This window comes from Ferrovibrio sp., from assembly GCF_017994015.1.
GTDB lineage: Bacteria > Pseudomonadota > Alphaproteobacteria > Ferrovibrionales > Ferrovibrionaceae > Ferrovibrio.
Genome location: NZ_JAGOLP010000081.1, coordinates 1 through 12336, shown reverse-complemented (window position 1 = coordinate 12336; position 12336 = coordinate 1). Strand labels below are relative to the sequence as shown.

15 protein-coding genes are annotated in these 12336 nt (G+C 64.0%); 5 read left to right on the top strand and 10 right to left on the bottom strand.

What is annotated here, in order from left to right; translation table 11 throughout:
- A partial coding sequence (locus tag KBB36_RS19545; protein WP_290985086.1) for a GNAT family N-acetyltransferase occupies window positions 1-368 on the top strand: 368 nt, incomplete at its 5' end.
- A gap of 16 nt (window positions 369-384) precedes the next feature.
- Window positions 385-1188, top strand: a complete 804-nt coding sequence (locus KBB36_RS19540) for an inositol monophosphatase (protein ID WP_290985083.1) — start codon at window positions 385-387, stop codon at window positions 1186-1188.
- Here the strand turns inward: KBB36_RS19540 and KBB36_RS19535 are convergent.
- From KBB36_RS19535 to KBB36_RS19525, 3 genes are read right to left on the bottom strand one after another with little or no spacing between them, the layout of a single operon-like run.
- The gene (locus KBB36_RS19535) at window positions 1152-2000 is read right to left on the bottom strand and encodes a carbon-nitrogen hydrolase family protein (protein ID WP_290985079.1); all 849 of its coding nucleotides are present in this window, start codon (window positions 1998-2000) and stop codon (window positions 1152-1154) included. The two genes, KBB36_RS19540 and KBB36_RS19535, sit on opposite strands and share 37 nt — an antisense overlap.
- A 5-nt stretch (window positions 2001-2005) precedes the next feature.
- The gene (gene grxC, locus KBB36_RS19530) at window positions 2006-2266 is read right to left on the bottom strand and encodes a glutaredoxin 3 (protein WP_290985076.1); all 261 of its coding nucleotides are present in this window, start codon (window positions 2264-2266) and stop codon (window positions 2006-2008) included.
- A gap of 54 nt (window positions 2267-2320) precedes the next feature.
- Window positions 2321-3115, bottom strand: a complete 795-nt coding sequence (locus tag KBB36_RS19525) for a ComF family protein (RefSeq protein WP_290985073.1) — start codon at window positions 3113-3115, stop codon at window positions 2321-2323.
- A gap of 41 nt (window positions 3116-3156) precedes the next feature.
- Here KBB36_RS19525 and KBB36_RS19520 point away from each other — a divergent pair, with 41 nt between their 5' ends.
- A complete protein-coding gene (locus KBB36_RS19520; protein WP_290985070.1) occupies window positions 3157-4965 on the top strand; it encodes an acyclic terpene utilization AtuA family protein in 1809 nt (602 codons plus the stop codon).
- A 32-nt stretch (window positions 4966-4997) separates the two neighbouring features.
- Window positions 4998-5621, top strand: a complete 624-nt coding sequence (locus KBB36_RS19515; RefSeq protein WP_290985067.1) for a LysE family translocator — start codon at window positions 4998-5000, stop codon at window positions 5619-5621.
- Between the two features lie 9 nt (window positions 5622-5630).
- Here the strand turns inward: KBB36_RS19515 and KBB36_RS19510 are convergent, their stop codons facing one another.
- Together KBB36_RS19510 and KBB36_RS19505 are read right to left on the bottom strand one after the other, a co-directional pair.
- The gene (locus tag KBB36_RS19510; protein WP_290985064.1) at window positions 5631-6347 is read right to left on the bottom strand and encodes a hypothetical protein; all 717 of its coding nucleotides are present in this window, start codon (window positions 6345-6347) and stop codon (window positions 5631-5633) included.
- Window positions 6348-6356: 9 nt separating this feature from the next.
- Window positions 6357-6992 carry a glutathione S-transferase family protein gene (locus tag KBB36_RS19505; protein ID WP_290985061.1) on the bottom strand — a complete coding sequence of 212 codons (636 nt, stop codon included), beginning with the start codon at window positions 6990-6992 and terminating at the stop codon, window positions 6357-6359.
- Between the two features lie 119 nt (window positions 6993-7111).
- On the opposite strand from KBB36_RS19505, the gene KBB36_RS19500 reads away from it, so the two are divergent.
- Window positions 7112-7282, top strand: a complete 171-nt coding sequence (locus tag KBB36_RS19500; RefSeq protein WP_290985058.1) for a hypothetical protein — start codon at window positions 7112-7114, stop codon at window positions 7280-7282.
- Window positions 7283-7285: 3 nt separating this feature from the next.
- On the opposite strand, the gene KBB36_RS19495 is transcribed toward KBB36_RS19500, so the two are convergent.
- The 5 genes from KBB36_RS19495 to pal form a co-directional block, all read right to left on the bottom strand.
- Window positions 7286-7438 (bottom strand): hypothetical protein, encoded by a 153-nt coding sequence (locus tag KBB36_RS19495; protein ID WP_290985056.1) that lies wholly within the window; start codon window positions 7436-7438, stop codon window positions 7286-7288.
- A 13-nt stretch (window positions 7439-7451) separates the two neighbouring features.
- Window positions 7452-9386, bottom strand: coding sequence for an ATP-dependent zinc metalloprotease FtsH (gene ftsH / locus KBB36_RS19490; RefSeq protein WP_290985053.1), 1935 nt, complete (start codon window positions 9384-9386; stop codon window positions 7452-7454).
- Between the two features lie 155 nt (window positions 9387-9541).
- Window positions 9542-10795 carry a tRNA lysidine(34) synthetase TilS gene (tilS, locus tag KBB36_RS19485; RefSeq protein WP_290985051.1) on the bottom strand — a complete coding sequence of 418 codons (1254 nt, stop codon included), beginning with the start codon at window positions 10793-10795 and terminating at the stop codon, window positions 9542-9544.
- Window positions 10773-11804 (bottom strand): tol-pal system protein YbgF, encoded by a 1032-nt coding sequence (gene ybgF, locus KBB36_RS19480; RefSeq protein ID WP_290985049.1) that lies wholly within the window; start codon window positions 11802-11804, stop codon window positions 10773-10775. The genes tilS and ybgF overlap by 23 nt, the downstream gene beginning before the upstream one ends.
- A gap of 210 nt (window positions 11805-12014) precedes the next feature.
- Window positions 12015-12336, bottom strand: a 322-nt coding sequence (gene pal, locus KBB36_RS19475; protein ID WP_290985046.1) for a peptidoglycan-associated lipoprotein Pal, incomplete at its 5' end; no start/stop codon positions are given.

Here is a 12336-nt window from a genome sequence, read left to right as displayed (position 1 = left end):
GCTATGGCGTGTGGGCGGTGGCGGATCGCGTCAGCGGCCGGCTGCTGGGGCAATGCGGCCTGCGGTATGTGCCGGAAGCCGAGATGGTGGAATTGCTCTACCTGCTGAACAAGACCCATTGGGGCCGCGGCCTGGCTTCCGAAGCCGCCGCCGCCGCTCTGGTGCATGGCTTTGGCGCGGCGGCCCTGGCGCGCATCTTCGCTGTCACCGCGCCGCAGAATGCCGCCTCGCAGCGGGTGTTGCACAAGCTGGGCTTCACCGCGGAAGGTGAAAAGCCGCTCTGGGAACGCCCGGTAAGCTGGTTCGGCCTGGAGCGCGCCGCCTGGATTTGCCCAAGCGCCGAAACGGTGTCACAATCCAGCTCCTGAACCACGGGAGGCAGCCATGAGCGGCGACGGCATCGAACGGCGCTGGAAGCTGGCCGAGGATATCATCCGCGAGGCCGGGCGCCTGGCGCGGGCGTTTTTTGACAATCGCGCCAGCCTGAGCATCGAGCAGAAGGGCCTGCAGGATTTTGTCAGCCGCGCCGACAAGGAAACCGAGGCGCTGATCGTTTCGCGCCTGGGGCGCGATTGCCCGCAGGATGGCATTCTGGGCGAAGAGGGCGGCCGCTACGACGACAAGGGCCATGGCGATGCCGGGCATAGCGTGTGGGTGATCGATCCGATCGACGGCACGGCGAATTTCCTGCGCGGCCTGCCCTTCTGGTGCATCTCGCTGGCTCTGGTGCATGAAGGCCGGCTGGAACTGGGCCTGATCTATGATCCGGTACGCGACGAATTGTTTTCCGGCCGGCGCGGCCATGGCGCATTTCTCAACGGCCAGCCGATCCGGGTCAGCGGCGTGAACGAACCAGCCCGCGCCTGTATCGGCCTGGGCTATGGCCACCGCATGCGCCAGCAGCCGCATGTGGAAGCCATCGACGGCCTGTTGCGCCAGGGCTGCGAATATCGCCGCTTCGGCTCCGGCGCACTCGGCATTGCCTATGTGGCGGCCGGCCGGCTGGATGGCTTTTTTGAAACCCATCTCAATAGCTGGGATGCGCTGGGCGGCTTGTTGCTGGTGGCCGAAGCCGGCGGCGAATTGAACGATTTCCTGGCCAATGACGGCCTGATGCGCGGCAATGCCGTGCTGGCCACCACGCCGGGGCTTTACGGCTTTGTTGCCGGCATTGTCGGCTTCGAATAAAGCGGATCATTCTGCCAGGCCGGAATCTGCGCCCGCGCCTTGGCCACCTGATCCAGATCGATATCCGCCACCGCGATGCCCACACCCTCGCCGGCATCGGCCAGCACGCGGCCCCAGGGATCAATAATCAGCGAATGGCCATAGGTTTGCCGGCCGCCGGGGTGATCGCCCCACATCGCCGGCGCCACCACAAAAGCCCCGGTTTCGATGGCCCGCGCCCGCAACAGCACATGCCAATGCGCCTCGCCGGTGTTGCGCGTGAAAGCCGCCGGCACGCTGATGATTTCCGCCCCGGCCTGGGCCAAGCCGCGATACAGGCCGGGAAAACGCAGGTCATAGCAGATGCTGAGGCCCAGTTTAGCTTCCGGCAGTTCCGTCAGCACCGAGGCATCACCGGGAGCAAAGGTGTTCGATTCACGAAACACCTCGCCATTCGGCAGGTCCACGTCAAACATGTGGATTTTATCATATTGCGCCGTGATGGCGCCGGCCGGATCGATCAGATAGCTGCGGTTGGCATTGCGGTTGGCGCCAGTTTCACGCACCGAGATCGAACCGATCAGCAGCCAGATTTTCAATTCCGCCGCCAGATCACGGAAGGCCCGCAAGGCCGGATGCTCGGCTTCCGGCTTGCCGGCCGCCAGACTGGCCGCCGCGTTGCGCCCCATGAAGCTGGAATTTTCCGGTGTGGCGACAAAACCCGCGCCGGTCGCCGCAGCCTGACGGATCAGCGCCGAAACCTGGGCGATATTCTCCGCCATGTCGTCGCGGATATTGGGCTGCACCAGGGCAATACGCAGCGGGCGCGGCATCGGCTTCAGGCCGCCGCCAGCAGCGGATCGAGTTTGCCGGCGCGTTCCAGCGCGTAGAGATCGTCGCAGCCGCCAACATGCGTCTCGCCGATCCAGATCTGCGGCACGCTAGTGCGGCCACCGGCCAGCCGGGTCATTTCCTCGCGCCGGGCCTGATCGTAGGACACATCGATCTCGCTATAGGCGGCGCCCTTCTTGTCGAGCAGTGCCTTGGCGCGGGCGCAATAGGGGCAGAGGAAGGTAGTGTAGATGGTGATGTTGCTCATGGTCGCTAACAGGCTGGGGGTTGCTTTGGCAAACTATATGGCGCGTGGCGGAAATTAAACAATATCCGGCCGCACCACGCGCGTGAGCGTAAGCACATCCACGCTGGCGGCGCCGGCCCCCAGCAGGGCGCGGATACAGGCATGGGCGGTGGCGCCAGTGGTGAAAACATCATCCACCAGCAGCACGGCGCGGCCGGCCAGCATGACGCGGCGGCCGGGCGCCACCCTTATCGCCCCAGCCAGCGCGCGGCGCCGCTCGCCCCGGTTCAGCCCGCCCAGGCTGGGCGTCTGGCGCACCCGCTCCAGCCCATCCAGCAGCACCGGCTTGGCCGCCTGGTGGCCCAGAGCCTGGGCCAGCAGGGCGGATTGATTGAAGCGCCGCCGCCATAGCCGGCGCGGATGCAGCGGCACCGGCAGGATCAACTCGGCCTCATGCAGCAAAGGCCCGGCGGCCTGGCGCATCAGCGCGGCCAGACCGGCCGCCATATCGGTGCGGTCGGCGCGTTTGAACCGCAACACCAGATCGCGCCCGCCCCGGCCATAAACCAGCGCGGCGCGGGCGCGGCGATAACGCGGCGGCTTGGCCAAACAGGCGGCGCATAACATGCCGGCCGGCACCGGCATGGCAAAGGGCATGCCGCAGCAAGGGCAAAGCGGCTCGGCGATGAAATCCAGCCCCTGCCAGCAGGCGGCGCAGAGCCGGCCCGGCTCGTCCACCATCTCGCCGCACAACATGCAGCGCGGCGGCAACAGGCTGTCCAGCACCCACCGACCGAATGTATGGCCAAACCGCATCACCGCATTTTCCCCCTCCACTTCACGTTGCGGCAGCGATGACGCACCGGTCAACAGCGGATAAGCTGGCGCCAACAAAAAACGAGGAAACGGACATGAGCGGCAAAATTGTGCGCATCGGCGGGGCATCCGGCTTCTGGGGCGATTCCATGCTGGGGGCGCCGCAATTGCTGTTTCAGGCCGAGCTGGATTACCTGATCTTCGACTACCTGGCCGAGATCACCATGTCGATCATGGCCCGCATGCGCGCCAAGGACCCGGCCCAGGGTTATGCCACCGATTTCGTTACCGTGACCATGAAGCGCCTGCTGCCCGAAATCGCGCGGCGCAAGGTGAAGATTGTCAGCAATGCCGGCGGCGTCAATCCGGTGGCCTGCGCCGAGGCGATCCGCGCCATGATCCAGGCCGCCAATCTGCCCCTCAAGGTGGCGGTGGTGCTGGGCGACGACCTGATGCCGCAGATCGATGCCTTGAAGCCGCAGCTTCAGCCGATGCTGCCGCAGCAGCAAGCGCCGGCCCGTTTCATGTCGGCCAATGCCTATCTCGGCGCCGCGCCCATTGCCGCCGCCCTGGCCGAAGGCGCCGATATCGTCATCACCGGCCGCTGCGTCGATAGCGCGCTGGCGCTCGGGCCATTGCTTCATGAATTTGGCTGGGATGCCGGCGAGTATGACCGCCTGGCCAGCGGCAGTCTGGTGGGCCATATCCTGGAATGCGGCGCCCAGGCCAGCGGCGGCCTGTTCACCGATTGGCGTGAGGTGCCGGATTGGGACAATATCGGCTATCCCATCGCCGAGGTGAGCGAGGACGGCAGCTTCATTGTCACCAAGCCGGTCGGCACCGGCGGGCTGGTGAGTGTGGGCACGGTTTCCGAGCAATTGGTGTATGAAATCGGCGATCCCGCCGCCTATCGCCTGCCGGATGTGACCTGCGATTTCAGCGCCGTGCGCATTGCAGCGGCGGGCGAAAACCGCGTGCGGGTGAGCCATGCCCGCGGCCTGCCGCCCGGCGATGCCTACAAGGTTTCCGCCACCTATATGGATGGCTATCGCGCCGTGGCGACATTGACCATCGGCGGCCGCGAGGCGCGCGAACGCGCCCGGCGCAGCGCCGAGGCGATCCTGACCCGCACGCGCAAGATTTTCCAGATGATGAATCTGGGCGATTACCGCGCCGTCAATATCGAGGAAATCGGTGCCGAGGCGATGTATGGCGCCAATGCCGCCCCAGGCGCCCAGGCTAGCCGCGAAGTGGTGATGAAGCTGGCGGTAAGCCACACGGAAAAGGCGGCGCTGGATATCTTCGCCCGCGAGATTGCCCCGGCCGGCACGTCGTTTGCCGCCGGCACCACCGGCTTTGGTGGTGGCCGGCCCTCGCCGCAGCCGGTGGTGCGGCTGTTTTCCTGCTTCATCCATAAGGCGGCTTTGCCGGTGTGGCTGGAACTGGATGGCGGCGCAACCAAGCCGGTGACTATCATCCCGATTGGCGGCGAAGCCTGTGGTCCGGATGCCTGGGGCGGCCCGGCCGGCATCCCCGATATCACGCCGCCGCCGGCACAGACCGATCTGAGCGTGCCGCTGATCCGGCTGGCCTGGGCGCGCTCGGGCGACAAGGGCAATGACAGCAATATCGGCGTGATCGCCCGCAAGCCGGAATACCTGGCGGCGATCCGCGCCGCGCTGACGCCAGAGGCCGTGAAAACCTATTTCGCCCATCTCTGCCAGGGCGAGGTGATCCGCTATGAATGGCCCGGCATCCATGGCCTGAATTTCCTGCTGAAAGACTCGCTCGGCGGCGGCGGCATCGCCTCGTTGCAAAACGATCCGCAGGGCAAGGCCTATGCCGGCATGCTGCTGGACTTTCCGGTGCCGGTGCCGGCAAGCTGGGGCCTCAAGCCGGATTGATCCGCACCAACAAACCAGACAGGGGCCGCCGCATGAGCCTGGAATTTCTGATCGTTGCGCTGATTGTGGTGGCCACCCCCGGCACCGGGGCGCTCTACACCCTGGCCGCCGGGCTGGGCCGCGGCAAACGCGCCAGCCTGGTGGCCGCCTTTGGCTGCACACTCGGCATTGTGCCGCATATGCTGGCCGCCATCACCGGCCTGGCCGCCCTGCTGCATGCCAGCGCGCTGGCCTTTGAGATCGTGAAATATGCCGGCGTGGCCTATCTGCTCTACATGGCCTGGGCCACTTGGCGCGAACGCGGCGCGCTCAGTTTGCAGCCCGCCGACGACAGCCAGGCCGCCGCCCGCACTGACTTGCAGGTGACCATCGAGGCGGTGCTGATCAACATCCTCAATCCCAAACTCTCGATCTTTTTCCTGGCCTTCCTGCCGCAATTCCTGCAGGCCGACGACCCCACGCCGCTCGCCAGCATGCTCTCTCTCAGTGCCGTGTTCATGGCGATGACGTTTGCGGTATTCGCGCTTTACGGCCTCTGCGCCGCCGCCATGCGCGACCATGTGATCAGCCGCCCGGCGGTGATGACCTGGCTGCGCCGCAGCTTCGCAGCGGCGTTTGTGGCAATGGGGGTCAAGCTGGCGGTGGTGGAGCGGTGAGCAGGTTTTCTATCTATGCCGCCGCCCTACTTTGGATCGGCTAAAGACATCCAATAAGCCTTGAAGCTCATCTGAAGTATCGAAATCCAAAACACCAACCAATGCCCTACTCTCGTTTGCCTTCAGATAAAAATGCTTCATCGCCTCTGTAGCTAGCTTTCCGCCAACCTTAACTAACACTCGAAACCCTGCCATTTGAAAACTATAGAAATTATTTCCATCAACTCGCATTCTCTGCGGAAACTCCATTAAATTTTGCATTGGAAATTTTTTACTAGCATAGCGAAGAAGGAGAACATTGATCTCTGATAGCAACGCAGCCTCGTTAAACAATATCTTTTGAAACTTCTCTTCATACGGGCCTAGCGCAACTCCCTCGAACCAACTTTTTTTGCTTATTGAAGCCCTCCACAATACGGCAATGGCGAAGCGAATAATTTCTCCTGTTTTCACTTCTTCAATGCAATACACCTCGTCGGGCTCAAAATCTTGTTTGGAGTTTGCTCGAAAAAACTCGGAAGCATATTTATCAAGGACACCGAGTTTTCCATCACACACAGCACACAGTATTTTATCATCCCAAGGGCCATTTTTTGTGGTCGCTCGGCCTGCTTCTGAAATTTGATATAAATCTTTGCCGCTGCCACGAGCCATACGACCAAATGCCGCTGGCAGTATGTGAGCCTTGATCAGTGCTCGCTCCCCACAATTGCGACAAGCGTCCATATTGCCCCCTCACCCCAACAGCAATTCCATGTCCGGATCGCCCTTGGCCATGGCGCGTTGATAGGCCGGGCGGGCGCCGATGCGGGCGAGCCAGGCGCGGATATGGGCATAGGGCGCCAGATCAAGCGGCTGGAAATGCCGCATGGTGCTGAGGGAAAACCCCGCCATGATATCGGCGGCGGTGAATTCCGCGCCGGCCAGCCAGGGATAAGCGCCTAGGCGCTGATCCATCATCTGTAGCATCTGGGCCAGGCGCTGCTCGCCCCAGGCCCGGGTGGGATTATCCGCCGGGGCCTGCAACAGGGTGGTGACCATCAGCCGCATCATGGCGGGCTGCAATGTGCCATTGGCGAAATGCAGCCAGTAGAGATAATCGGCGAAAGCCGGGTGATCCTTGCCATGGGCGAGACGGCCTTCGCCATATTTCGCCAGGATATACTCCACCACCGCGCCGGATTCGGCCAGAGTGATAGCGCCATCGGTGATGACCGGTGCGCTGCCGACCGGATGCAGCGCCTTGTATTCCGGCGGCGCCAGGCGCGGCGCGCGCTGGTAGACTTTCAGCTCATACGGAATGCCCAATTCCTCACAGAGCCAGACAATACGCTCGGATTGCGACTGGCCGAGATGATGCACGGTGAGCATGGCGCGGTTTCCGCTGTTGTGTGGCTGAGTCAGTTTAACAAAAAAATGAGACCCCGGCTCTCCGCTACGCTGCGGCCGGGGTGACGCTTTTCACTTGTCGGGTGGCGAGGGTATCACGCATGAAAGCTGCGCTTGCTATTCATCTCATATTTTTTGAATACAGCCGGCACCGCCACACAGGTCGTCATGGTACGCGGAGGCGTACCATCCATGTGTTTTTCAAGGAACTCGTGGATGGTCGGCCTGCGCCGACCATGACGGCTGTGCTGTGGCTGCTGCCCGAAGCATAAGCTTCATTCAGCGGCGGGGTTGCCTATCGTGGCGAAGAAGGCGCGGGCTTCCTGGCCTTCGCCGCGACCGACCTGTTCAAGACCGGCGAGGATACCCAGCACCGCCTGAGCAAAATCGGCACTCTGCTCAGCTTCCTGACAGAGAGTGTTGTCCATCCGCCACCCTGCCTTACGCCCCCGGCTGCGGCTCGGGTTCCAGGCCGCTGGGGCCGGGCTTCTTGCCGCCGCGATTGGTGGTGGGCACGGCCGAGCGCGGGCCGCTATCGCCCGAGGCGCTGGGTTTGTTGTCATCGGTGCGGATGATTTCCTCGCCGCGCAGGATGGCCTTCACTTCGTCGCCCGAGAGGGTTTCGTATTCGAGCAGGGCGAGTGACACCTTTTCCAGATCGTCGCGATGTTCGGTAAGGATGCGCATGGCGCTGCCTTCCGCTTCATCAATGATGCGGCGCACTTCCTCGTCGATCAGCTTGGCGGTGGCATCCGACACATTCTTGCGCTGGGTGACGGAATGGCCGAGGAACACTTCTTCCTCGTTATCCGAATAACGCAGGCGGCCGAGCTTATCCGACATGCCCCATTCAGTGACCATGCGACGCGCCAGGCCGGTGGCCTGCTGGATGTCGTTGGAAGCACCGGTGGTGACATTCTCTCGACCGAAGACAATCTCTTCCGCGATGCGGCCGCCAAACATCATGGCGAGGCGCGATTCCAGCTCCAGCTTGGAAACGCTGAGACGATCCTTCTCAGGCAGCGACATGGTAACGCCAAGCGCGCGGCCACGCGGAATGATGGTGACCTTATGCAGCGGGTCGCATTTCGGCATGAACAGCGACACCAGGGCGTGGCCGGCTTCGTGGAAGGCGGTGAGGCGCTTCTCCTCCTCGCCCATCACCATCGAGCGGCGCTCGGCACCCATCATCACCTTGTCCTTGGCGCTTTCAAAATCCGCCATGGTGACTACACGCTTGTTCTTGCGCGCCGCAAGCAAAGCGGCTTCGTTGACCAGATTGGCCAGATCGGCGCCCGAGAAGCCCGGGGTGCCGCGCGCCACAATCTTGGGATCCACGTCCGGCGCCAGCGGCACCTTGCGCATATGCACGCGCAGGATCTTCTCGCGGCCGAGGATATCCGGGTTCGGCACCACGATCTGGCGATCAAAGCGACCCGGCCGCAGCAGGGCCGGATCGAGCACATCGGGGCGGTTGGTGGCGGCGATCAGGATCACGCCTTCATTGGCCTCGAAGCCATCCATCTCCACCAGCAACTGGTTGAGGGTCTGCTCGCGTTCGTCATTGCCGCCGCCCAGGCCAGCGCCACGATGGCGGCCCACAGCGTCGATTTCGTCGATGAAGATGATGCAGGGCGCGTTCTTCTTGGCCTGTTCAAACATGTCGCGTACGCGGCTGGCGCCGACGCCGACAAACATTTCCACGAAATCGGAACCCGAAATGGTGAAGAACGGCACGTTGGCTTCGCCGGCAATGGCGCGGGCAAGCAAAGTCTTGCCTGTGCCGGGCGGGCCAACGAGCAGGCAGCCCTTCGGAATCTTGCCGCCGAGGCGCTGGAATTTCTGCGGGTCGCGCAGGAATTCAACAATCTCCTCAAGCTCGCTCTTGGCTTCCTCGATGCCGGCAACGTCTTCAAAGGTGACGCGGCCATGGCGTTCGGTGAGCAGGCGGGCCTTGGATTTGCCGAAGCCCATCGCCTTGCCGCCGCCGGATTGCATCTGGCGCATGAAGAAAATCCACACGCCGATCAGCAGCAGCATGGGGAACCAGGAGATCAGAATCTGCACCAGGGTGGAATTCTCTTCCGGCGGCAAAGCCTGCACGCGCACGCCGCGCTCGGTCAGGCGGCCAACCAGGCCGGGATCGCTGGGCGCGTAGGTGGAGAAGCCGCGGCCATCGCGGTAATGGCCCTTGATGGTGTGGCCCTGTATGGCGACATCCGTAACCTGGCCGTTCTGCACGTCATTCAGGAAATCGGAATACGCGACCTGGCTGCCGCCCTCGCGCATGGTGGGGCCTTGAAACAGGTTGAACAGCGCAACCACCAGAAGCCCGATGATCACCCAAAGCGCCAGATTGCGTCCAAACATATTCACGGAGGCCTTACCCTTTCTCGACCGCTGCCGGCATCCCTTGCCGACTTTCAAGCAGTTTAGCCGATCCATGACCGGCAACACCACTGCCCTGCCGCTATTAGATAAGCGCATGGGGGGCCGAAACAAGCACCTTATTTTGCAGTTAGCTTCACGAATTATGTGAACGGGTTACAAATCAGCCCGTTGATCCGGCCGGCGAACAGGCTGGGCAGGGCAACGGGGCGGTTGCGGCGCAGCAAAACCGGCAGGCCGGGCCAGGCTGGCGACGGCAGATCGCCAGTGGCAGGCGGCGCCAGATCGGCCAGCGCCGCCAGGCTCAGGCCGCGCGGCAGGCCGGGGCCGAGTGTGACGCGAAACCGCCCGTCCCAGACAAAATCCGCCATGCCGGGCCCCAGCCGGATCGGCGCCGGCAGATGCCGCGCCTCGCGCACCGCCAGCAGCTTGCCCTGCCAGGGCAGCAGGCGGCAGCGATGCAGGGTGTGGCTCATGTCGCCGGCGCGCAGGGCGGCCAGCAGCCGCTCCAGCCGCTCCAGCCGGGGCGGCAGGGCCAGACCACCGATGCGGCGCAGCAGGCGATCCAGCGCCCGCAGCGCAATTTCATCCGGGCCGGTCAGCATGATACCGGCCTCGATCCAGGCTAGGCCGACCGCGGGCTCAAATGCCACGCTGGCGGCCAGCCTTTCGGCGGCAATCTGCTCCAGCGCGGCGCGGGCGCGGGCCAGATTGCGGGCGGTGAGCGCCAGATGCGCGGCGGCTTCGGCGCCCAGCAACGGCAAAGCGGCGCGGGCGCCACTGCGGGCATAGGCCGGATTGTGATTGCTGGGATCTTCGGCCCAGGGCTGGCCGCGCACCTGCAATGTCGCCAATAGCCGGCTTTTGGGCACATCCAGCAAAGGCCGCAGGCGGATGATGCCGGCAGCGCTGACTGAACTTGGCGCCATGCCGGCCAGACCATCCACGCCAGAGCCGCGCGCGGCACGCAGCAACAGGGTTTCGGCTTGATCGTCGCGATGCTGCGCCAGCAGCAGATGTGCCACGCCCTGGCTTTGGCACCAGGTTTCCAGCAAATGAAAGCGCGCGTGCCGGGCCAGGGCCTGGCGATTGCCGGCCGGCTTGTCGCCCAGCCAGGGCAGGATTATGGCCGGCAAGCCGGCAGCCTTGAGCCAAACTTGGGCCTGGCGCGCCTCGGCGCCGGATTCCGGCCTGAGCCGGTGGTCAACGATCAATGCGGTGACTTCAATGCCGTGCGCTTGGCCCCATTCATGGCAAAGCAGGGCCAGACAGAGCGAATCCGGCCCGCCGGAACAGGCCACCGCCAGTTTTTTGACACCCGGCGCCAGCAACGGCCGCAACAGGCGGCCGAATTCGGCAGGCGTCAGGGCTGTGTCAGCGGCAGCCGGCCTTGGCACGTTCGCGGCCCATGGCGTCCTTCACATGCGGCGGCGAAGTGGGGAATTCCTTCGCCAACTGGCCAAAGGCGGCGCAGGCCTCGGCGGTCTTTTTCAGCGCGGTGAGCGACATGCCCAGCTTCAACAGGCTGTCCGGCGCCTTGGCATTCTTGGGATAGCCCTGATAACCCTGCAAGAAAGCAGCAGCCGCCGGCTCATACTGGCCGCGCACATAATAGGTTTCACCCACCCAGTATTGCGCGTTGCCGGCCAGGGCATCCTGGCCATGGGCGGCAATGAATTCCTTGAACGCCGCCTCGGCCTCGGCATATTCGCTCTGCACCAGCAGCTTATAGGCAAAATCGTAGCGTTCCTTCGGCGTGCCGGCCGGCAGGCGGGACCGCGCAGCGGCCGGGGCGGCAGCGGTGCGGGCAGCCGGGGCGGCGCCAGCGGCAGCCGTGCCGGGCAGCGGGCGGCCCTGGGCATCCACCGGCAAGGCGCCGAGCACACCTTCCTTGCTTGGCGCCTGATTGGGGTTGGACGAAGAAGCCCCGGCAGCACCGGCGGCGGCAACGGCAGGGGCAGCCGGGGTGCCAGGGGTGGCGGGCGGGGCAGCGGCCGGCGTAGCGGCGGCGCGTTCCAGCGCGTTGAAGCGGAAATCCACATCCTCCACCAGCTTGTCCATGCGGCGCTGGGTCTGGATATTCTTGTATTCCACTTCCTCAAAACGCCCGACCAGATCGCGCAACTGGCCTTCAAGCTGGTCGATACGGGCGTTGAGCCGGTTGGCAACGCTGGTTTCCGCCTCGGTGGCATCAGTCAACGAACCGCTGCCGCCCATCGAGGGTACATTGCTCTGCGGCGCCGGCCCGCCTTGATAGACCCGACGCTGAAGGGTGCGCAGATCGTTTTCCAGCCGGTTGATGCGATCAAACAGCACCTGATTGTCATTCTGCGCCCAGGCCGGGCCGGGGGCGGCGACCAGAAGCGACAAGATGGCGACAAGCACAAGGCAAAGGCTGCGAAGCATGGAGCTCACCCGAGGCGAGATGGAACCGAATCGGCGCCTAGGGTGCGCGATTTTTGCGGCGAAACCAAGGCGTTTACGCATATTGGCAGGGCGGCCCGCCACTAACGAAAACACCCGTCAGCCACCTGAGCCAAATAGCTCCGGGGCATGACGGGTGAAATCATTGGCCGATGCAGGGCCGGTTAAACCGGCCTGCTCGCTGCCGAACTATTAGTTCGACAGAACGGTCACGCCACGGCGGTTCTGCGCCCAGGCGGCTTCGTTCGAGCCGAGCGCAACCGGGCGCTCCTTGCCGTAGGAGATCGTGGTGACGCGGGCGGCCGGGATGCCCTGGTTCACCAGGTAGGCCTTGACCGAGTTGGCACGACGCTCGCCGAGGGCAAGGTTGTACTCGCGGGTGCCGCGCTCGTCGGCATGACCCTCGATCACGACCTTCCACTGGCCATAGCGCTTCAGCCAGGCGGCCTGCTTGTCCAGGGTGGCCTTGCCGGCCGGCTTCACGTCGAACTTGTCATAGTCGAAGAACACGCGG